This is a genomic window from Bacillus sp. FSL H8-0516 (genome assembly GCF_038635285.1).
Lineage (GTDB): Bacteria > Bacillota > Bacilli > Bacillales > Bacillaceae > Bacillus > Bacillus safensis.
In genome coordinates, this window is sequence record NZ_CP152051.1 from 1,273,843 (window position 1) to 1,293,679 (window position 19,837).

General features: G+C 41.0%; 21 protein-coding genes and 2 riboswitches. Of the genes, 15 read left to right on the top strand and 6 right to left on the bottom strand.

Translation table 11 applies throughout. From position 1 onward, the window contains the following. Positions 1 to 12 precede the first annotated feature (12 nt). From MHB67_RS06250 to MHB67_RS06265, 4 genes are all read left to right on the top strand, one after another. Positions 13 to 1,260, top strand: coding sequence for a glutamate-5-semialdehyde dehydrogenase (locus MHB67_RS06250; protein WP_286099060.1), 1,248 nt, complete (start codon positions 13 to 15; stop codon positions 1,258 to 1,260). Positions 1,261 to 1,384: 124 nt separating this feature from the next. Further along, positions 1,385 to 2,521 (top strand): Rap family tetratricopeptide repeat protein, encoded by a 1,137-nt coding sequence (locus tag MHB67_RS06255; protein ID WP_257802714.1) that lies wholly within the window; start codon positions 1,385 to 1,387, stop codon positions 2,519 to 2,521. Continuing rightward, entirely contained in the window at positions 2,511 to 2,645 is a 135-nt protein-coding gene (locus MHB67_RS06260; protein ID WP_024424642.1) for a hypothetical protein, read from the top strand. The genes MHB67_RS06255 and MHB67_RS06260 overlap by 11 nt, the downstream gene beginning before the upstream one ends. A gap of 170 nt (positions 2,646 to 2,815) precedes the next feature. Continuing rightward, positions 2,816 to 3,244, top strand: coding sequence for an organic hydroperoxide resistance protein (locus tag MHB67_RS06265; RefSeq protein WP_257802713.1), 429 nt, complete (start codon positions 2,816 to 2,818; stop codon positions 3,242 to 3,244). A gap of 32 nt (positions 3,245 to 3,276) precedes the next feature. Here MHB67_RS06265 and MHB67_RS06270 read toward each other — a convergent pair whose 3' ends face one another. Next, positions 3,277 to 3,723, bottom strand: coding sequence for a MarR family transcriptional regulator (locus MHB67_RS06270; protein WP_024424644.1), 447 nt, complete (start codon positions 3,721 to 3,723; stop codon positions 3,277 to 3,279). A gap of 161 nt (positions 3,724 to 3,884) precedes the next feature. Here MHB67_RS06270 and MHB67_RS06275 point away from each other — a divergent pair, with 161 nt between their 5' ends. Next, entirely contained in the window at positions 3,885 to 4,301 is a 417-nt protein-coding gene (locus MHB67_RS06275) for an organic hydroperoxide resistance protein (protein ID WP_151039381.1), read from the top strand. Between the two features lie 195 nt (positions 4,302 to 4,496). Here the strand turns inward: MHB67_RS06275 and MHB67_RS06280 are convergent, their stop codons facing one another. The 3 genes from MHB67_RS06280 to MHB67_RS06290 form a co-directional block, all read right to left on the bottom strand. Continuing rightward, on the bottom strand, positions 4,497 to 4,967 hold the full coding sequence (locus MHB67_RS06280; protein ID WP_024424646.1) for a nucleoside deaminase: 471 nt from the start codon (positions 4,965 to 4,967) through the stop codon (positions 4,497 to 4,499). 139 nt (positions 4,968 to 5,106) lie between these two features. Beyond that, complete coding sequence (metE, locus tag MHB67_RS06285; RefSeq protein WP_024424647.1) at positions 5,107 to 7,395, bottom strand: 5-methyltetrahydropteroyltriglutamate--homocysteine S-methyltransferase; 2,289 nt, start codon at positions 7,393 to 7,395, stop codon at positions 5,107 to 5,109. A 149-nt stretch (positions 7,396 to 7,544) separates the two neighbouring features. Beyond that, positions 7,545 to 7,736: riboswitch (cobalamin riboswitch) on the bottom strand. A gap of 113 nt (positions 7,737 to 7,849) precedes the next feature. After that, positions 7,850 to 8,809 (bottom strand): S8 family peptidase, encoded by a 960-nt coding sequence (locus tag MHB67_RS06290; RefSeq protein ID WP_024424648.1) that lies wholly within the window; start codon positions 8,807 to 8,809, stop codon positions 7,850 to 7,852. 443 nt (positions 8,810 to 9,252) lie between these two features. Here MHB67_RS06290 and MHB67_RS06295 point away from each other — a divergent pair, with 443 nt between their 5' ends. The 7 genes from MHB67_RS06295 to MHB67_RS06325 all read left to right on the top strand — a co-directional run bounded on the left by MHB67_RS06295 (position 9,253) and on the right by MHB67_RS06325 (position 15,430). Next, positions 9,253 to 9,939: a response regulator transcription factor gene (locus tag MHB67_RS06295; protein WP_024424649.1), complete on the top strand. Its 687-nt coding sequence runs from the start codon at positions 9,253 to 9,255 to the stop codon at positions 9,937 to 9,939. Positions 9,940 to 9,942: 3 nt separating this feature from the next. Next, entirely contained in the window at positions 9,943 to 11,292 is a 1,350-nt protein-coding gene (locus tag MHB67_RS06300) for an ATP-binding protein (protein WP_198456766.1), read from the top strand. A gap of 66 nt (positions 11,293 to 11,358) precedes the next feature. Further along, on the top strand, positions 11,359 to 12,048 hold the full coding sequence (locus MHB67_RS06305; protein WP_024424651.1) for a PepSY domain-containing protein: 690 nt from the start codon (positions 11,359 to 11,361) through the stop codon (positions 12,046 to 12,048). Positions 12,049 to 12,141: 93 nt separating this feature from the next. Continuing rightward, positions 12,142 to 12,660 carry a PepSY domain-containing protein gene (locus tag MHB67_RS06310; RefSeq protein WP_024424652.1) on the top strand — a complete coding sequence of 173 codons (519 nt, stop codon included), beginning with the start codon at positions 12,142 to 12,144 and terminating at the stop codon, positions 12,658 to 12,660. A 76-nt stretch (positions 12,661 to 12,736) separates the two neighbouring features. Continuing rightward, on the top strand, positions 12,737 to 12,877 hold the full coding sequence (locus MHB67_RS06315; protein ID WP_003212346.1) for a hypothetical protein: 141 nt from the start codon (positions 12,737 to 12,739) through the stop codon (positions 12,875 to 12,877). A gap of 133 nt (positions 12,878 to 13,010) precedes the next feature. Beyond that, a riboswitch (M-box (ykoK) riboswitch) is annotated at positions 13,011 to 13,175 on the top strand. 208 nt (positions 13,176 to 13,383) lie between these two features. After that, positions 13,384 to 14,742: a magnesium transporter gene (mgtE, locus tag MHB67_RS06320; protein WP_024424654.1), complete on the top strand. Its 1,359-nt coding sequence runs from the start codon at positions 13,384 to 13,386 to the stop codon at positions 14,740 to 14,742. 289 nt (positions 14,743 to 15,031) lie between these two features. Then, positions 15,032 to 15,430 (top strand): hypothetical protein, encoded by a 399-nt coding sequence (locus tag MHB67_RS06325; RefSeq protein ID WP_024424655.1) that lies wholly within the window; start codon positions 15,032 to 15,034, stop codon positions 15,428 to 15,430. A gap of 34 nt (positions 15,431 to 15,464) precedes the next feature. Here MHB67_RS06325 and MHB67_RS06330 read toward each other — a convergent pair whose 3' ends face one another. After that, positions 15,465 to 15,794: a MerR family transcriptional regulator gene (locus MHB67_RS06330; RefSeq protein ID WP_024424656.1), complete on the bottom strand. Its 330-nt coding sequence runs from the start codon at positions 15,792 to 15,794 to the stop codon at positions 15,465 to 15,467. A 192-nt stretch (positions 15,795 to 15,986) separates the two neighbouring features. Between MHB67_RS06330 and MHB67_RS06335 the strand changes: the two genes are divergently transcribed. The 3 genes from MHB67_RS06335 to MHB67_RS06345 all read left to right on the top strand — a co-directional run bounded on the left by MHB67_RS06335 (position 15,987) and on the right by MHB67_RS06345 (position 17,165). Next, positions 15,987 to 16,142, top strand: a complete 156-nt coding sequence (locus MHB67_RS06335; protein WP_087977671.1) for a hypothetical protein — start codon at positions 15,987 to 15,989, stop codon at positions 16,140 to 16,142. Positions 16,143 to 16,179: 37 nt separating this feature from the next. After that, positions 16,180 to 16,344 (top strand): hypothetical protein, encoded by a 165-nt coding sequence (locus MHB67_RS06340; protein WP_024426818.1) that lies wholly within the window; start codon positions 16,180 to 16,182, stop codon positions 16,342 to 16,344. A 356-nt stretch (positions 16,345 to 16,700) separates the two neighbouring features. Continuing rightward, complete coding sequence (locus MHB67_RS06345; RefSeq protein WP_087975546.1) at positions 16,701 to 17,165, top strand: MarR family transcriptional regulator; 465 nt, start codon at positions 16,701 to 16,703, stop codon at positions 17,163 to 17,165. Between the two features lie 234 nt (positions 17,166 to 17,399). Here MHB67_RS06345 and MHB67_RS06350 read toward each other — a convergent pair whose 3' ends face one another. Then, positions 17,400 to 19,820: an EAL domain-containing protein gene (locus MHB67_RS06350; RefSeq protein WP_151039387.1), complete on the bottom strand. Its 2,421-nt coding sequence runs from the start codon at positions 19,818 to 19,820 to the stop codon at positions 17,400 to 17,402. Positions 19,821 to 19,837 lie beyond the last annotated feature (17 nt).

Sequence of the window (19,837 nt, forward strand, 5' to 3'; positions counted from 1 at the left end):
GGAGGGAATACGATGAATGAAGTTCTTGAAAAAGCAAAAAAAGCAAGTGCAGCCAAAGATCAGCTGCTTCTAAAAACGACGGAACAAAAAAATGCTGCCCTGCACGCCATTGCCAGTGCACTAAAAGCATCTTCAGCTTATTTAATAGAAGAGAACCAAAAGGATGTTCAGGCTGCTGAAGAAAAGCAGTTCACGCCATCTGTCATTGACCGGATTACACTCACGGAAGAGAGAATTGAAGCCATTGCAGATGCGACCCTTCAACTCATTCAGCTAAAAGATCCAATTGGTGAAACGTTAGAAACCATTCAAAAAGAAAACGGTCTGTTCATCGAAAAGGTTCGTGTACCGCTTGGAACGGTTGGAATGATTTATGAAGCAAGACCAAACGTGACAGTCGATGCTGCGACCCTTTGCTTGAAAACTGGGAATGCTGTGATTCTGCGCGGAAGCTCCTCTGCTATTCATAGTAATAAAGCGATTGTAAAGGTGATTCATGAAGCGCTTCATACGACGGATATTCCAGTAGACAGTGTGCAATTGATTGAAGATACTGGCCGTGAAACGGCGAAAACGCTGTTCACCTTAAATGAATACCTGGATGTCCTCATTCCACGCGGCGGGAAGAATTTAATTGATCTTGTTGTGAGAGAGTCAACTGTGCCGGTGCTTGAGACAGGTGCAGGAAATTGTCATATCTACATTGATGAAACAGCGAAGAATGAAATGGCTGAGCGGATTGTGCTGAATGCCAAAACCCAAAGACCTTCTGTTTGTAATGCGATCGAGAGCATTGTCATTCATAAAAAATGGGCAAACAACTACGGTGCTTCCTTATTTGAAGCCCTTCAATCCAATGGGGTAGAAATACGCGGTGATGAAGCCGTTTGCGCGCTTGCTCCTAGTGCTACATTAGCGACAAATGAGGACTATGCAACGGAGTTTTTAGCACCGATCGTCAGTATTAAAATTGTAGAAAACATAGAACAAGCGATTCAGCATATTCAAACATATAGCTCTAAGCACTCTGAAGCGATCATTACGGAAAACGATGAGCATGCAGCCCTTTTCTTAACAGCTGTCGATGCTGCCGCTGTTTATCATAATGCCTCTACTCGTTTCACAGATGGATTTGAATTTGGCTATGGAGCGGAAATAGGAATTAGTACGCAAAAACTTCATGCAAGAGGGCCAATGGGTCTGCCAGCCTTAACGTCTGAAAAATTTGTCATTCGTGGTCAAGGACAAATAAGAGAATAACGAATTTAAAAGAGAGTCTTGTGACAACAGGCTCTCTTTTTCCTTTCATTTTTGTATTTTTCCGGTCAAGTATGATAAAATATGGTAATGTTTTATATTTTGAGAAGATTGGAGAAGGCAACGTATGGCGAAAATCATTCCCTCTTCGGATATTGGAGTGAAAATCAACAAGTGGTATGAATTAATCCGCAGATTTGATTCCGAACAAGCAGAACAGTTAAAGCAGGAAATTCGCACCTCTCTTGATTCAATGGAAGAAGATCAGAATTTGCTTCTCTATTTTTCTTTAATGGAATTTAGGCATGAGGTCATGCTCGATTATTTAAAGCCATTAAAGGAAGGAAAGCTTCGCGCCAACTTTTCCGAGCTTTCGAAAGAAATAGATGAGCATCAAACGCATGTCACAGGCATGCTTGAATACTACTATCATTTTTTTAGAGGCATGTATGAATTCGGGCGGAGGGAGTATATTGCTGCCATATCGTCTTATCAAAAGGCAGAGCATAAGCTTTCTTTTGTATCAGATGATATTGAACGTGCGGAATTTCATTTTAAAATGTCAGAAATATATTATCACATGAAACAAACTCATATCTCGATGCACCATGCTAAACTAGCGCTGGATGTTTATGTTCAGCATGAACTGTATGCGCTTCGCACGATTCAGTGTGAATTTATTGTGGCCGGTAACTACGATGATATGAGAAGGCATGAAAAAGCATTACCACATCTCGAAAGAGCACTTGCGAGATCAAGAGAGTTTCAAAATGTGCGTTTTATTGCCTCCTCTTTGTTTAATATGGGCAACAGTTATTACCGAATGGGAGACTTGGGCCGCGCACTCGAATTAATGAAAGAATCCATCTCGTTATTTGATCAAAATCAATCCGATCATCTTCGTCGATCTATAGACCCTCTTTATACAGCCGCTCAGATATTATACAAACAAGGAAAACACGAAGAAGCATTACACTACAGAGAAGAATGTATGAAGAGAGCAGAAGCTCTTCAAGATGACATTCATATTCAGAAAACCATATTTCTAAAGGCATTGTATTTAAGACAAGATGCTGAGCATATTAAACGGATTTTCCATTTTTTAGAGTCTGCCTATGCATATCCAGATATAGAGGAGCTGGCATTAGATACCGCAAAGTATTATAATGAAATGGGGGATTATGAAAAATCTTCCATGTTCTATGGGGAAGCGGAACATGCTCGAATCTATATTCAGAGAGGGGATTGTTTATATGAATTTTAAAAAATGGGCAGTCGTCTGTACAAGTATCACCATTATGGCATTGTGGCTGGCAGCAGCAAATGCCGACCCAGATAACAGAAACCATACGCTAGAACAACCGAATCCGCAGCATGACACGATCTAAAAGCCCTTTTTAAAGGGCTTTTTTTACTGCCTAACAATTTCCGGACATACTCATAAAAAGGGTTCAGGCAGGAAAACTTAAAAAAGAGTATTTATTGATTGACTCTGTAATTTAAATTGTGTACAATTCAATTGTAGAAAACATTATTGGAGAGAAAGAGGGTTATATTCATGTCAGACGTTTTATTTACAGCAACGGTATCAGCTGTCGGAGGAAGAGAAGGTAAGGTTGTTTCAACAGATGGTGTACTTGAACATGATGTAGCAATGCCTGGAACACCAAGAGCAAAAAAACTTGAAAAAGCAACAAATCCAGAGCAATTATTCGCAGCAGGCTACTCTGCATGTTTTGATTCAGCCCTTCAAATGGTAGCAAGACAAGAGCGTATTCGCTTTGAAAGTGAAGTTACAGCACATGTCAGCTTATTAAAAGACAGTTCAGATGGCGGCTTCAAACTAGGCGTTCAATTAGAGGTAAAAGGAACTGGAATAGAGCAGTCAGCATTAGAAGAACTTGTTCATAAAGCACACGGCGTTTGCCCATATTCAAAAGCAACTCTAGGAAACATCGAAGTAGAACTAGTAGCTGTCGCACAATAATAGACATTATAAAAGGCTGAGGGAACATTCCCTCAGCCTTTTGATTGTGTTAAATTTTGCAAAAGCTCATGTAAAGAGGCACGCAGTGTTTTTAGCTCTTCTTCCGATCTGCCTGTCCCAGTCAGCATGTGAGACGGAATCGCAGTGGCCTTTTCTTTTAGCTGCTCTCCATATTCCGTTAAACGAATTTGTACAGACCGCTCATCCTCTTTTGAACGTTCTCGGATAATGAGTCCATTTTGCTCCATTCGTTTCAGCATGGGCGTGAGTGTACCGGAGTCTAAATAGAGAAGCTCTCCCATTGTTTTCACATTTAATGTTCCATGCTCCCACAATAAAAGCAGTGCCAAATATTGCGGGTACGTAATATTTAATTCTTCTAACAACGGTTTATACTGCTTCGTCATCTCTCGTGAACTTGCATATAACAAGAAACAAAGCTGATTTTCCAGCTTCATATGTTCAAATTCATTTGTCATGTCAGTCACCAACTATTTTTTGTCATACTTATCATTGTATAAGATTTTCTTCCTTTTTAAAATAAATACAGACGAAAAATGAAAAATTCTTCAATGTGCGATAAATGTTTGAGAAATGAATAGAACGTGAAAAGGATGAATAGATGAAGGAGGAGATGAAGATGAAACCATTATTCACAGCAAAAGTAAAGGCGCAGCATGGAAGAGCTGGACATGTTCGTTCAGAGGATGGTGTGCTCGACCATAACATTGTCATGCCTAACGCAAAGAAAGATGGAGAGACTGGTACAAATCCAGAGCAATTATTTGCAGCAGGCTATGCAGCTTGTTTCGGAGGAGCACTTGAGCACGTAGCGAAGAAGCAAGGGATAGAAATAGAATCGGAAGTAGAAGGACATGTCAGTCTTTTAAAAGATGAAAGCGACGGCGGCTTTAAGCTTGGCGTAAAGCTGATTGTGTCTGCGAAAGGTCATGATCATGACAAAGTGAAAGAGCTTGTCCATGCTGCCCATGAATTCTGTCCATATTCAAAAGCAACAAGAGGGAACATTGAAGTAGAGCTTGAAGTGACGGAGTAATAGTAGAAGACACCTGCTTACGAGCGGTGTCTCAGCGTGTAGACAAACCCTCGCATTCTTTGTCAGGTCTGGGCTCCGGTGCTAGACTTCAAAGGTTTTCTATCACGCTAAAAAGAAGACAAAGGGCTAAAATAAAGATCCTTTTAGCCCTTTGTCAACAATTCAGAACACCTGCTTACGAGCAGGTGTCTTTTTTTAATATTCTTTCTTTTTATCATATGCTTCCCATGCTTCAAATGGCGCAAGGGTTTTTTGAGGTGTCAGCTTGTAAAATGGTATATTTCTTGATTCGTATTCTTTGTTGATTTCTTCATAAATAAATGAGTCATCAAAACCAGAATCCGCTGCATCCTGATGTCCAGCAGCAAAATACACAGCTTTTGGTCTAGCCCAGTAAATAGCGCCAAGGCACATCGGACAAGGTTCGCAGCTTGTGTATAGAATGCAATCTTCTAATTGGTATGTATGTAGAGTTTGGCACGCTTTGCGAATGGCTGTGACTTCTGCATGTGCGGTTGGATCGTTACTCGTTGTCACGTTGTTGCTGCCCTCTGCAATAATCTGACCATCCTTGACAATGACTGCTCCAAAAGGACCGCCAGTACCACTATTGACTCCTTCTACTGCAAGATCAATTGCGCGTTGTAAAAAATCTTCGTGATTCATTGTCTTCCTCCCTTTGTTCGACTGACTTCTCTAGTATAAACGAATCATGCTAGAAAAGAAATCATCATAGCAGGAGATCGAACAGGCCAATTTGCGCATAAAAAACCCCTGCCGAGTTCAGCAGGGGAGAGACATTCAATTAAGCGTGCTGCGCCAGCTTTTTACGAGCGACTTCAGCAGCTGTGACCATGTTTTTCAAAGCAGCAATGGTTTCAGGCTCTTGTCTAGTTTTTAGACCACAATCCGGATTCACCCAGAAGCGATCTGTTGGACAAACGTTCAGCGCATCATCAATAATTTCGCTCATTTCTTCAACAGATGGAACACGCGGGCTATGGATGTCATAAACGCCTAGTCCAAGTCCTTTCAAATACGGGTGTTTTTCTAAGTAATCGAGGAATCCGCCATGACTGCGTGAATGTTCAATTGTAATCACGTCAGCATCCAAGTCTTCGATTGTATCGACAATATCCTCGAAGTTACTGTAGCACATATGTGTATGAATTTGTGTTTCATTTTGAACGGATGATGTGGATAAACGGAATGACTCTGCTGCCCAGTTTAAATATTCTGCCCAATCACTTTCTTTGAGCGGAAGTCCTTCTCTTAGCGCAGGCTCATCCACTTGGATCACTTGAATACCAGCTGCTTCTAAAGCTTCTACCTCTTTACGCAAAGCGAAAGCGATTTGGAAAGCAATGTCTTTGCGAGAGATATCCGTTCTTGGGAAAGACCAGTTTAAGATGGTAACAGGTCCTGTCAGCATGCCCTTGACTTTTTTCTCTGTCAAACTTTGTGCGTAAACCGTCTCTTTCACTGTCATTGGCTCTGTAAACTCTACATCTCCATAAATGATTGGCGGCTTCACGCAGCGTGATCCATAGGATTGAACCCAAGCAAATTTTGTAAAGGCAAATCCGGCTAGCTTCTCACCGAAGTATTCAACCATGTCTGTACGTTCAAATTCCCCATGTACGAGCACATCCAGACCAATTTCTTCTTGAATATCAATCCATCGTTTTGTTTCTTTTTTAATAAACTCATCATACTCTGCATCTGTCCACTCATTTTTGCGCCACTTTTGACGAGCACTGCGCACTTCGGCAGACTGCGGGAAACTGCCAATTGTTGTTGTTGGAAGAAGCGGGAGCTCAAGAGATTCGTTTTGGATACGAAGGCGTTCTTCAAAGGCAGCTGGACGTTTAAAATCTTTCGATGAAAGATTGTTGCGTTCCGCTGTTAGATCCGCATTTGTTCCTTTTGCGAACTCTTTTAAGGTAAGAAGTGCTTGTGCTGCTTCGTTAATATCAGCATCAATGGCAGCTGCTCCTTTTGTTAAACCTTCTTTTAGCAGTGTTAATTCAGCCAGCTTTTCAGTAGCATAAGACAGTCCGTTTAATAGTTTTTCTTCAAGCTGTTCGCTTGGGTGTTTGGCAACTGGCACATGCAGCAAGCTGCTTGATGGCTGCAGCCACACTTCTTTCGGCTGAACGTCAGCAATGACTTCAGAAATAAAGGATAATCTTTCGCCAAGGTCTGATCTCCAAATATTTCTTCCATCAATGACGCCTGCTGCTAAAATTTTATCTTTCGGGAAGCCGTGCTTTTTCACTTGATCAAGGTTGCGCCCTTGATCATGGACAAAATCAAGACCGATTGCTTCAACAGGATATGTGACAAGCTCTTCATACGCATCTACTGAATCAAAGTATGTTTGAAGAAGAATGTTCAACCCAGGTACGGCTTCTTTGATCGTTTGATAGATTTCTTTTACTGCTTTTACGTCTTCACTGGAAGCTGTGACAAGTGCAGGTTCATCAATTTGAACCCATTTGACGCCTGCTTCTTTAAGTTCTTTTAAAAGCTGAGTATAAAGCGGCACTAGACGCTGCTGGATTTCTTTTACTTCATTTGCTTCATAACCTTTAGAAAGTGAGACAAATGTATATAGACCAAGTACAACCGGTTTTGTTTCAACACCAAACGCCTTTTTCACCTTTTCGTAAGCTTCAAGCGGTTTGTTGTGTGTGAGTTTAAATTCTGTGCTTTTTTCGTATTCTGGAACGATGTAGTGATAGTTTGTATTAAACCATTTTGTCATTTCACTTGAGACGGCATCTTTTGTTCCTCTTGCCATCGCGAAGTATGTATCTAGCGGGTCTTTTAAGCTGCGGAAGCGCTCTGGAATCCAATTGAACATAACAGCGGTATCCAGCACGTGATCATAGAAGGTAAAGTCTCCAGAAGGAACAACATCAATTTGTTGATCGATTTGTGTTTTAATGGCAGTTAAAAATTGTTCATCCAGTGTGCTTAAGAGGGTTTCGCGGTCTGTTTGACCTTTCCAGTAAGACTCAAGTGCTTTTTTCCATTCTCTGTTTAAACCAATTCGCGGAAAGCCTAGATTACTTGTTTTAACAATTGTCAATTCCAATTCCTCCTCTAAATATAAAAAGACATTTACGCTCATGATCATGATTGATGAGGTAAATGTCTGGTTTAAAAGACAAAATGTGTGTGCGAAATAAGGCGTGAGTATCACTGACGCTTTTCCGACATCTCCTATCAACCGTAGGGGGTTTGATGTGATAGAGCGGCTGGTATCCTGGCTGGTGAATCTGCAAGCTTTTCATCCTTCCCATCCTCATGACAGTGGATTCCTGAGAAAAGCTCTCCTCACTCACAGTGGCGGGACCGCGCCGGATTTTCACCGGTCTTCCCAATTAAAATTCGACGTGTAATCGAATTACCGACTCTCAAACTATGAATTTATTGTGTTCGATTATATAACGTTCACTTCATTTCGTCAAAGTAAATTTTGAATAATTTTAATTAAAAAAATCCTGAGAAAATTCTATCTTTTCTCAGGACCTCTATTTAAGCTATAGAGATAAAAGATCTGCTTCCAATGTTTTTTCTAAAAGGACATCAGGCGCAGTTAAATATAAAAATCCATTCCCTACAAGGGCTTTCGACTGCTTTAATGGAAGGGTTCTTCTGACAAGCTGAGCATAAACCTCAGGCTCTGTCAGCTTGCGCTGGAACGCTTCTTCTTCAGCATTTTTAATAATGGCTAGTGCACCGCTTACGTGAGGGGCAGCCATTGAAGTTCCTGTGAGCCTGCCATATTTATGGTTAGGGAGAGTGGATAAAATGTCTTCTCCTGGAGCGACGAGGTCGATTTCTTTATTGGCGTTAGAAAATTCAGAGGATTCTCTAGCAAGGGAAACAGAACCGACGGCAATGACTTCATTGTATGCTGCTGGGTAGGAGAACTCTTCCGTACGCTCGTCCCCGTCCCCTTCATTTCCTGCTGCGCACACAACAAGCACACCGCTTTTTACCGCATTTTGAATGGCTTCCTGCAGGGCAGGCTCATTGCTTGGACCACCGAGAGACATGGAGATAATATCCACCTTCTGCTCTGCGGCATAGTTGATGCCATCAATGATCCACTCATATTTTCCGCTGCCATTTTCACCGCCAAGAACTTTCACGATGAGAAGCTTGGCTTCAGGGGCAACCCCTAAAATTCCGCCATTTTGATCTGTTGCGGCAATCGTTCCTGCTACATGGGTACCATGCCCATTGTAGTCTTTTACATTTTCAGCATCTCCATCGTCATCATCGGTAAAGTTCTTCCCACCGATAATCTGATCTTTTAAGTCGGGATGCTCTGTGTCACAGCCTGTATCAAGGACAGCAATGGTTATGCCTTTTCCTTTGAAGCCACTTGACCAAAGTTCGGGTGCTTTAATCTCCTGAATACTTTCCGGCGTCTCTTTCGCTTCCATCACATTGGCTTTTACTTCATACGGAATTAAGCGAATTTCACCTTTCATAAGAAAGCCCTCCTTATTTTGTTTTCAAAGTAGATTCAGGCTGCATAATGTTATTGTATAAAAGAAACTTTTGATCGGAAAGGGTCAATTGTAATAATTTTTCAAATAATCAATCTATTATCAAAAGTGCAGTTCTCCTCACATATTGACGAAAGAGCTCACCTTTTGAAGAAAACTCTTGATATCATATGAAAAAGAAGGAAAAGCTGCATAGTGAGGTTGCACCTGTACAGATGAAAATGGGTGAATAGAACTAAAAGAGGCAGACTAAAAAATAATGAGATGAAGTAACAAATTGAGAAGAAGGCTCAAGTTAAATGTTTTTTCTCAAAAATAATTCCCTCCATAAAAAAATAGATGTGAAGATTGTGACTGTTCCAAATAAGAAAGGCAACATATAATAATGGAAAGACAAGCTTGCCTTTTAGATAGGAGAGATAGAGATGAACAAAGGGAAGATACTCGTAGTCGAAGATGAAAAGAAAATCGCAAGGGTGCTGTCACTTGAGCTTGAATATGAAGGATATGAGGTGACAGTCAAAGAGACAGGAATAGACGGGCTTCAGGCTCTTGAAGAAGATAGCTTCGATTTGGTGCTGCTTGACGTCATGCTTCCAGAGTTAAGCGGTCTTGAAGTGCTGAGAAGGGTTCGGAAGACAAATACAGCGACACCTATTATTTTGATTACAGCAAGGGGAAGTGTTCCTGATAAAGTAAGCGGGCTCGATCTTGGGGCGAATGATTATATAACAAAACCTTTTGACATAGAAGAATTATTAGCACGAATTCGCGCACAGCTAAGGTTGAATATACATGCACAAGAAGAAAAGGAGACAGAGCTGAGCATAGCAGACTTAACGGTCAACGAGAAAACAAGAGAAATACAAAGGGCTGGGCAAATGCTTGAACTCACACCGAGAGAATATGACCTGCTTGTTCACTTACTGAACCATCAGCAGCAAGTGCTCACAAGAGATCAGCTTTTAACAGCGGTTTGGGGTTTTGATTATTTCGGTGATACAAACGTGGTAGATGTCTATATCCGTTATTTAAGGAAAAAAATCGATTACCCATTCGAAAAACAGCTGATTCACACAGTGAGAGGTGTGGGTTATGTGATGAAAGGATAAAGAATGAGATTAAAAAATAAGATTCAGCTTTATACGTCGTTGTCTTTGTTTTTAATGGTGCTCTTGTTTCATACAGCCATTTATTTTATTTTTTCGATGACCTTGACGCAAAAAGATATGTCCCGCTTGTCTGAGGTGGCTGAAAATATTGCGATTGCTTTAAAAAAATCAGAGGAAGAGGGTCTTCCGTCCTCGGAGCTGCTGAAGGCGTACCTGCCTCAAAATGGTATGATCCGTGTCGTGACAGAAACGGGAGAGTCAAAACTGACTGTCACAAAGGAATCAACGTTTAGCTCACTGCCTTTTACATACGAATCTGGCCAGACAGCAGAAATCAAAGAATACAATAAGCATATGATTGCGTTCGCTGCTATTCCGGTCATTTGGACAAATGGTGAGATTATGTCACTTCAAGTATATGAAGAAATCGAAAATACGGAAGAGAACTTAGCGTTATTAAAAATGATTTTAATCGCTACCGGCGTTTTGTTTATTGTGCTTTCCTATTTTGCAGGCCACGTTTTAACAAAGCAAATTGTCCGGCCGATTAGCAGAATGACGAATACCATGAAGGCAAGTATGAAAGAGAAGGCGTTTAAACGAATTGAATTAACAGGCGATTCAAAGGATGAACTATATCAAATGGGACAAACCTTTAATGAAATGTCCGAGATTCTCGAGAAGCATTATGAAAAAGAACAGCAATTTTTGCATGATGCCTCCCATGAATTGAAGACACCGATTACCGTCATTATGAGCTACAGCAATTTACTCAAACGCTGGGGGCAAACACGTCCAGAGGTTGTAGAAGAATCCTCCCAAGCGATTCATGATGAAGCGAAAAAAATGAAAAGACTGACAGATCAATTACTGACATTGGCGAAAAACGGCCAGCCGTTATACTTGGATATGAAGCCGGTTGATCTTGGTCATTTGTGCAAGCAGCTATGTCATACACTTGAAGTGGCTACCAATCGAACGATTCAATCTCATGTGCAGACAGAACAGCCGCTGATCGCAGAAGGAGACGAAGAGAAAATCAAACAGCTTTTGACTATCTTAATTGATAATGCGGTCAAATATAGCAGAGAGCCAGTTGATGTGACCTGCGGATGGACAGGAGACAAGCCATTTATTTCAGTGATTGATCAAGGAATTGGCATAAAAGAAGAGGATCTGCCGAAAATCTTTGACCGCTTTTTCCGTGTGGATGAAGCGAGAAACAGTGAGACGGGCGGAACCGGACTCGGTCTTTCAATTGCGAAGCAAATTGCAGAAGAACATGAGGCCGAGCTGAAGGTAGACAGCCGTATCGGCGAAGGAACAGCCATGACCATTCTTTTTCAGAAATAAATGGGTCTTTTCTCATCAATTTCTCATTTCCTCCTTATAAAATAGGAAATAGGAAGGAGGCGCTGCATGTCTAGAAAAACGAAAATGGTGCTTGCGCTCGCAGGATGTCTTGTAATTCTTGCGGCCTTTGCAATGCTCATGATTCAAACCATTGATCAAAAAATATTAAGTGAAGCAGAAATGAAAAAAATGATCTCAAAAGACTATAATGGAAACATTACACATATTGATTTAATCAATCATAAACAGGACTACACAATGACGCTGGAAAATGCAAATGGCATCTATCAAATCATTGCATCTTCTGCAAGCGGTCAAATGAAAGAAATTAGACAGTTAAAAAGCTATCAGAAGCCAAATGAAAAAAATGCTGAGCTCCAGGCAGAAGAGGCGGCTGTTAAAAAGGTGAGCGGAACCGTCATTCAAAAAAAGGAGACGTCAGATCGTTTCATTTTTACCATCCAATCAAAAAAAGAATTGTATCAAGTTGAGGTCGGCAAACAGTCATTTAAGGTGCTTGAAGCAGAAAAGAAAAAACCAACCTCTAAAGAAAAGAAGCTCACGAAAATCACCGTCGAGGAAGCTATCCAAATTGCCGTCAAAGAAGTTGGCGGAACAGTGGATGATGCTGATCTTGAAACATTCAGCGGTATGCTCGTATTTGAGGTGGAGCTGGATTTGCCTGACGGCAGAGAGGCAGAGGTGCTTGTGAACGCCTATACAGGAGACATTGAGGGCATTACGTACGAAAACTAATCCTTTTCTCATGATATTCTCATGTTTCTTTCCTTCCTTTATCATCTTGTTTTCTTAAGATATAGAAGAAATCAAACAGAGGAGGAAATGAACATGATGAAAAAAGTACTAGTAGCTACAGCATTAACGGGAACTCTTGTCGCAGGTGGTTTCACACTTCAAGCGCAAAATACAAATCAAACAGCAAACGCCGAGCAAGTCGTGCAAAAGAAATCGTCATTTGTTTCAAAGAAACAAGCTGAAAAAGCAGCCTTAAAAGTGGTGAAAGGCTATGTGGATGATGTGGATCTTGAGCGTAAAAAAGGAAAATGGGTGTATGAGGTCGAGATCAAAAAAGGCGGCTTTGAATATAAAGTATATGTCGATGCAAAAACTGGAAAAGCGTTGAATGATCCAGTCAAAGAAAAGAAACAGAACGTGAAGATCACGAAAAAACAGGCTGAAAAAATTGCTCTTGCAAAAGTAAAAGGCACAGTCACTGATTCTGATCTAGATAAAGAAAATGGTGTGTACATTTACGAAATTGAAATCACAACACCAAGCGGCGAGGAAGTTGATTTTGAGATTTCTGCTAAAACAGGCAAAATCCTGAAGCAAGAGTGGGATGATTAAGCTATGACCAAACCTTACACTTTCATGTGTAAGGTTTTTTCATTGGGACAAACTACGGGAAAGGAGGCGAGAGAATATGAAGAAAAAAGAAGAAGAGCAAACAATGGATCACGCGGAATACGTTCCGCATCCTGATGGAGAAGGATATGCTTTGTTTTTGCATGATTCCTTTCATCTCCTCTCCCAAGAGGATATGAATCAGCCGGAAGAGGAATAAAAAGACATGAAAAGGGCGATGGCTGAGCTGTCTATCGCTCTTTTTTTGAAAAGTAAGCGAATACATAAGGATACTTGGCATCTTGCTTATTGACATCATTCCGCTTTTTCTGTAATCTCAGTGTGTTAACAATATGAGACTTCGTTAGGTGAGGCTCCTGTATGGAGATACGCTGCTGCCCAAAAATGTCCAAAGACGCCAATGGGTCAACAGAAATCATCGACATAAGGTGATTTTTAATGCAGCTGGATTTGATCCTATGCCATACAGTGCTAAAGCTCTACGATTGAAGGAGCAAGTGTTTATTTTGTCATGCTTACAAAGCGCCTTCATTCGGTTGAAGGTGCTTTTTTATGAGAAAAGGAGGTGTGGGGATGGATCATCCCGATTCGAGACACATAAAGAGTATGTCAAAAGATCAGATTGACGCATCAGACAGAGGAGATCCTGACCCCCGCACATTCTAAGGGATTCGGGTATCTCCTGACTTTGGGGAGGTAACAGCGATGATACAGAACATTACGTACGATGAACTCATTTTAAGAATCATTATTTTATTAAGAGATGGCAAACGCAAAGAATTTAAAAACATTATGGAAGAACTTCAGCCATATGATATGGCCTATTTATTTAAAGAACTTCCAGAAAAACACCGCGGCCGTTTCCTCAGCTTTTTAACAATCGATGATGTGACGGAAATGATGGGTGAGCTTGAGCGCGAATACCAAGAAATTGTGCTTGAAAAAGTAGGAAAAGACAAAGCCACCTTCGTCACAAACAAAATGGATAACGATGACCTAGCCAACTTGTTTGATGAAATGGATGATGAGCTGAAAGACCAGCTTTTATCAAACATGGAGGCAGAGGAATCAAAGGCCGTCCAGCTTCTCATGAATTATCCTGCTGAGACAGCAGGCCGGATCATGACCAACCGGTACGTTTGGATTCCTCAGCACTATACGGTTCAGGACGCGGTTGTAAAGCTGAAAAGCTTTGCTGAAATTGCAGAATCGATCAACTATTTATATGTCATTAATGATCAAAAGCAGCTTGTGGGGGTTCTGTCGTACCGGGATCTCATTTTAGGTGAACCAGATGAAAAAGTGCAGGATCTTATGTTTACAAGAGTCATTGCCGTTGGAGCTTTTCAAGATCAGGAAGAAATCGCAAAGCTGATTGAACGGTATGATTTTCTTGCCATTCCTGTTGTAGAAGAGAACAATGTCCTCGTCGGAATCGTCACAGTCGATGATATCATTGATGTCGTTATTCAAGAGGCAGGAGAAGACTATGAGAAGTTCGCTGCCTCTGGTAAAGATATTACATTCGACACGCCCGCTTTTGTTGCGGCATACCGCCGTCTCCCGTGGCTCATTTTGCTCTTATTCATTGGGCTGATTTCAGGCAGTATCTTAAATTACTTTGAAGATACCCTTCAGCAAGTCGTCGCCTTAGCCTTCTTCATGCCAATGATTGCCGGGATGACAGGGAATACAGGCACACAGTCGCTTGCCGTCGTCATTAGAGGACTTTCAAAAGAAGAATTAACGAAAAAAACCATTATGCGCCTAATTTTTAGAGAGCTCCGAACAAGTATTTATATTGGGATTGTCTGTTCTATCATTATTACAGTCGTCGCAATGGTGTGGCAGGGCAATATGATTTTAGGATTTGTTGTCGGTTCCTCACTGCTTGCCACACTGATTATTGGAACGATGGCAGGTACGATCGTGCCTATTATTTTACACAGATTAAACGTCGATCCTGCGATTGCATCTGGGCCGCTCATTACAACATTGAATGATATTTTATCACTGCTTATCTATTTTGGTATTGCGACAGCGTTCCTTCATACACTTATGTAGCAAGAAGACTTTAAACATGACGTTTTGCAGTCTCAGCGCGCTGACAAACCCTTGCATTCGGTGTCAGTCCTTGCGTGCCGGTGCTCACGAATGTTCAATTCGCTCCGCTCCGGTACTCGTTCTTCCTTGACTTCAAAGGTTTTCAGATCGCGCTGAAAGGTAGACAAAGGACCATCCTTTGTCCATAATCTAAGCCTGTAAAACATGACGTTTTACAGGCTTTTTTTGTATAAAGATTGCATATAGCGCTTCCATCCTTTACATTTTAAGGAGAAGGTGGGAGAGAAACATGAAGAAATTCTTATTCATTTTGATGTGTATGTTTTTGCTGAGTGCATGTCAAAGGGAGGACGAGGGGAAAGACCGAAGGCTAGTGGCTGCAGAGCATATGCTTGAAGCCATCACCGAAGGAAATAAAAGAAAAATGGAAGATATCTACGTCGAAGGTGCGGTCCCGAGCCCGGATGACATTCTGAAACTGAAAAAAGAATGGGGCATAGACACGCTTTCTTATGAGGATTTTCAATTGGAAGAAGCCAGCATTCATGTGTTCCATGCGAATTACGAAGATGCAAAAACCGGGAAGAAAAAGGCACTTGCCCTGCGGGTGAAAGAAGACCCTGAAAGAGGTGGCGTGCTGATTGACTTTGTAGGGGTTGTAGAAGGTACTGAAGCTTCCTCTAAATAAAAAGAATCGTTCAAAAGAGCGATTCTTTTTTTGTTTAACGATTTTTATACCGAAAGTGTGCGTTAATCTGACCTTCCAGCATTTTTTTCTTAAATTGTCCGCTTTTTAGCGCTTGTTCTTTTTTCTTCATGTCCTTTAAAATTTCAGCTGTCTGCACACCGTCTTCCCGTTTATTGGCGATATCCATCAAACGTTCAACATCTGCAAAAGAATATTTCCGTGTGCCTCTTGTTGAGCGCTGGGGGTAAATGAGTTTACGTTCCTCATAATATCGGATTTGCCTGACGGAAAGCCCTGTTAGCTCACTGACAATCCCGATTGAAATGACTTTTTTATCTTTATAAGATACATCTTCCTGCGTCATATACTCACCCCTGCAAGTCTTTTCTTCATATTATATAGAACGAGAAGTGAAAAAACCTATCGTTTGTTAGAAAATATAACACAAAAACGAAAAAAATGAAAAAACCATGGGAGGAAAGATTACAGGGAGTGTGCAATACATCTTACGGCGGCATATAATCATGGTGAATTGACATAGGAGGAGGAGCATATGATGGAGGAAGCACAGATCATTCGTATGGCAAAAGAAATCATCGCATTAGATGTGAAGAGGGATGAATTGCTCGAGCAATTCATGCAGGCTGCAGGTCAGAATGCACATGCGCTTCTAAGAGCCATGCAAAATGATTTGTATAAGAAGTCTTCATAAGCACCCGATCCAAATCACTTGATAGGAGGGATAATCGGTGCGGCGTATATTAAAAGAAGCTTTAGCAAAGGAAAGACATTATTATACGAAGCAGCTATGTTCATTAGGGGTTTACAGCCCTGATGCGGCCAAGAACATGACAATTAGTGACTTAAAAAAAGAGTATCATTTCTTTTTCAACAAAACAGAACGCTGTCTGTAAAAATCCCTTGAAATGTGCGTATGTCACATAAAGGGTTCTTTTTTTTGTTTAATATTATAGCAATATTGAATTTTGTAGAAATTTGGCGAATGAAGTGCAAGAAACCATAGATTCTTTACAGATTTTGTTAAAGTGTGTCGCATCTTGATGGTTTGCTGAAAAAGCTTTTTTTCGAGATGATTGTGAAAAATAAGAAGGATTTTAAAAGTTTATATCGAAACCTTATACATAACACGAATGGAGTCACTTATGTGGTTGAAAGGGTTTTCAAAAACGTACTTCTATTTTTTACGAAAGGCTCCAACTGCACCGCAAGACAGCCTTGAAGTTAAAAAAATATTATAAGAGGTAGATATGTGATGAGACTATCGTTTAATGAAGAAGAAGTAGAACGCTCAATGACGCTTTACAAGGTTTTTGCAAGAGCATTTAAAAGCGTTTCAGAACACAGTATTAGAGACAGCAAAGAGCATGGGTTTAATCCAACTGAATTTGCCGTTCTTGAATTACTGTACACAAGAGGTGCTCAAAAGCTTCAGCAAATCGGCTCAAGACTCCTGCTTGTCAGCGGGAATGTGACGTACGTAATTGACAAATTAGAACGAAATGGTTTCATTGAAAGAGAACAGGACCCCAAGGATAAACGGTCGGTTTATGCCCATTTAACGGAAAAAGGGCGAAGCTATCTTGACAAGATTTATCCGATCCACTCTCTTCGGATTGCGCGTGCATTCTCTGGTCTGACACGTGAAGAGCAAGAGCAATTGATTAGTCTATTGAAAAAAGCAGGTATTCACAGTCAGCATTTATTATTTAGATAAAACGAAAAGGTGCCAATAATGGCACCTTTTAAATTGTTGACAAAGGGCTAAAGTGATCTTTATTTTAGCCCTTTGTCTTCTTCTCAGCTCAGCGTGACAGAAAACCTTTGAAGTCTAGGAAGGACGAGTACCGGAGCGGAGCGAATTGAGCATTCGTGAGCACCGGCACGCAGGACTGACACCGAATGCGAGGGTTTGTCTGCACGCTGGAAGGTGCCCTCATTGGCACCTTTTTTATGTGTCAAGCAGCGCCGGATAGGCGATGAATTTTTCAATATCGCTTGCTGGCAGCGGTTTGGCATAATAAAACCCCTGCAGGTCGTCACAGCCCTGGGCAGATAATAGCTGAGCCTGTGCAAACGTTTCAACACCTTCTGCTATCACTTCGAGAGATAACTGGTGTCCCATCGCTATAATAGCCCCTGTAATCTGTTCAGACTTTGAATCACTTAAAATATCCTCAATAAAGGATTTATCAATTTTCAGTCGATGAATCGGTAAATCCTTTAAATAGCTTAATGAGCTGTGGCCTGTACCGAAATCATCAATACTAATGCGGACGCCAAGCTGTTTTAGCGATGTTAACACCTGTTTTGATTGCTTGATATTGTCCATTGTCATACTTTCTGTGACTTCAAGCTCCAAGAGTGACGGTTTCAGGTCGTATTTTTTCAGTGTGAGCTTGATCAAATCAATTAAGTCTTCAGAATTGAATTGTTTCGCAGATAAATTGACAGCCACAGGAATCTTCAGCCCATCGTCATACCACATTTTTGCCTGCTTGCCAGCCGTATCAATGACCCATCTGCCAATATCAATGATCAGACCTGATTCCTCTGCCAGCTCAATAAAAGCCTCAGGTGATTTTAAGGAACCATCTGGTGCCTTCATTCTCAAAAGGGCTTCAACCCCAGTCATCTTTCTTGTTTTGGCACTGACTTGCGGCTGGTAGTGAAGGACAAATTGCTCTCTTTGAATGGCATCCCTCAGCTCCAGCTCCCGGTTTAACCTGTCCTCACTTAATCTTTCCATGGATTCGGTAAAGAACTCATAACGGCTTTGCTTATGTTTTTTGGATAAATACATGGCCATATCGGCTTTTCTCATCAGCTCCATCCCGTCTTTGCCATTTTGCGGAGAGATGGCGATCCCAATGCTGATCGATGTAATGAGCTGATGGTTCTGGATGAAAAAAGGACGTTCAAATTGATGGATGATATTTTTAGAAAATTGTTCGACTTTATGTGTATCATGATCCATGTGGGGAAAGATCATTAAAAATTCATCACCGCCAAGTCTTGCGATAAAGCCATTGTCCGGTAAACATTGTGTCAGTCTATTTGCGGCAGCTTTCAGCAGTAAATCTCCGATGTTATGCCCAAGTGCATCATTAATAATTTTAAAACGATTTAAGTCAAGAAACAGAACCGCTGTTGATGTTTTTGACTTTTCTTGAGCGGAGAGAACATCATTTAAATGATTGATGCCGTGGCGGCGGTTAGGAAGCTCTGTTAGTGCATCATAATGTGCCATCACATGAATTTCTTTTTCTGCAATCCGCTGCTGCGTTAAATCTTTTAAAACAAGATAAATGCTGTCGAGTGAATTGTTCACATGAACAGGTATGTAAGTGACATGATAATAATAAAAACGATCTGCTGCTTTCAGTTCTGCTTCGCGTGTGATAGCTTTTTTTGACTGAGAAATAAATTCTTCCCACAACTCAGTCGGCATCACATATTGGCTGACATCATCACCAATCTTAGAATTGCACAACTCTAAGATTTGTTTACCAGAGTCATTTGCAGAAAGAACCTTTCGATCGACAGATAACACGATAATGCCGTCTATATTATGTTTGATAAGCGATTGAAACCGCTGTTCATTTTCTTTCAGCTGATCTGACTGCGTCATGATCCGGTGATCAATATAGGCACCAAAAATCATCAGTGTTTGGACTATAAGTGTCATTAAGCCGACAAAAATCGACAGACTGAATGGCGACATTTCAAGAGATCCACCTATAGCAGCCTGTCCATTTGAATGATAAAACATGGTAGAGGCAGCCATACCAGTATAATGCATACCTGCTATAGCACCGCCCATCAACATTGAACCAAGACCCTTTAAAAGATAATTCTCCCGTTTACTTTTCGTGCGGTCAACACGAAAGAAGAGTTTCAATGAGAAGTAGGAGGTAATGGCAGCAATGAAAAACGAAAGAAAAAAGAGGACTGGATCATAGCTGATTGAGACATTGGCCATTGATTCCATTCCAAGATAATGCATGCTGCAAATAGCTGAACCCATGGTGATTGAACTAATGAGCAGCCGTCTTCTAGAGAGCTGCTTTTGAATGCATATTGAAAAAGCGATCAAGGATCCGATAAATGAGGCCAAAATCGATAAAATCAGTAAGTATGTATCATATGTGATGCCAACACGCATTTGAAATGCCATCATGCCAATAAAATGCATCGACCATATCCCCATTCCCATGATCATTGCACCAATGAGCAGCCATACCTTTTTCTTTGCACCGCTTGATTGTGCTACCCTGCTGGCTATATGAAGAGCTGAGTAGGAGGCAACAGCGGCGACAGCGATTGACAGAAAGACAAGCCATCCATTGTAGCTTCCTGTTAAATGGGTCATGTAAGAAAACCTCCTGT

What these genes read in the sequence shown, in the direction of transcription:
- MHB67_RS06350 (WP_151039387.1), bottom strand. Translation starts at nt 19,820, where the DNA reads ATGACCCATTTAACAGGAAGCTACAATGGATGGCTTGTCTTTCTGTCA.
- MHB67_RS06270 (WP_024424644.1), bottom strand. Translation starts at nt 3,723, where the DNA reads ATGACAAATGAATTTGAACATATGAAGCTGGAAAATCAGCTTTGTTTC.
- MHB67_RS06310 (WP_024424652.1), top strand. Translation starts at nt 12,142, where the DNA reads ATGATGAAAAAAGTACTAGTAGCTACAGCATTAACGGGAACTCTTGTC.
- MHB67_RS06330 (WP_024424656.1), bottom strand. Translation starts at nt 15,794, where the DNA reads ATGACGCAGGAAGATGTATCTTATAAAGATAAAAAAGTCATTTCAATC.
- MHB67_RS06275 (WP_151039381.1), top strand. Translation starts at nt 3,885, where the DNA reads ATGAAACCATTATTCACAGCAAAAGTAAAGGCGCAGCATGGAAGAGCT.
- MHB67_RS06305 (WP_024424651.1), top strand. Translation starts at nt 11,359, where the DNA reads ATGTCTAGAAAAACGAAAATGGTGCTTGCGCTCGCAGGATGTCTTGTA.
- mgtE (WP_024424654.1), top strand. Translation starts at nt 13,384, where the DNA reads ATGATACAGAACATTACGTACGATGAACTCATTTTAAGAATCATTATT.
- MHB67_RS06335 (WP_087977671.1), top strand. Translation starts at nt 15,987, where the DNA reads ATGGAGGAAGCACAGATCATTCGTATGGCAAAAGAAATCATCGCATTA.
- MHB67_RS06290 (WP_024424648.1), bottom strand. Translation starts at nt 8,809, where the DNA reads ATGAAAGGTGAAATTCGCTTAATTCCGTATGAAGTAAAAGCCAATGTG.
- MHB67_RS06250 (WP_286099060.1), top strand. Translation starts at nt 13, where the DNA reads ATGAATGAAGTTCTTGAAAAAGCAAAAAAAGCAAGTGCAGCCAAAGAT.
- MHB67_RS06325 (WP_024424655.1), top strand. Translation starts at nt 15,032, where the DNA reads ATGAAGAAATTCTTATTCATTTTGATGTGTATGTTTTTGCTGAGTGCA.
- MHB67_RS06280 (WP_024424646.1), bottom strand. Translation starts at nt 4,967, where the DNA reads ATGAATCACGAAGATTTTTTACAACGCGCAATTGATCTTGCAGTAGAA.
- MHB67_RS06295 (WP_024424649.1), top strand. Translation starts at nt 9,253, where the DNA reads ATGAACAAAGGGAAGATACTCGTAGTCGAAGATGAAAAGAAAATCGCA.
- MHB67_RS06300 (WP_198456766.1), top strand. Translation starts at nt 9,943, where the DNA reads ATGAGATTAAAAAATAAGATTCAGCTTTATACGTCGTTGTCTTTGTTT.
- MHB67_RS06315 (WP_003212346.1), top strand. Translation starts at nt 12,737, where the DNA reads ATGAAGAAAAAAGAAGAAGAGCAAACAATGGATCACGCGGAATACGTT.
- MHB67_RS06265 (WP_257802713.1), top strand. Translation starts at nt 2,816, where the DNA reads ATGTCAGACGTTTTATTTACAGCAACGGTATCAGCTGTCGGAGGAAGA.
- MHB67_RS06260 (WP_024424642.1), top strand. Translation starts at nt 2,511, where the DNA reads ATGAATTTTAAAAAATGGGCAGTCGTCTGTACAAGTATCACCATTATG.
- MHB67_RS06255 (WP_257802714.1), top strand. Translation starts at nt 1,385, where the DNA reads ATGGCGAAAATCATTCCCTCTTCGGATATTGGAGTGAAAATCAACAAG.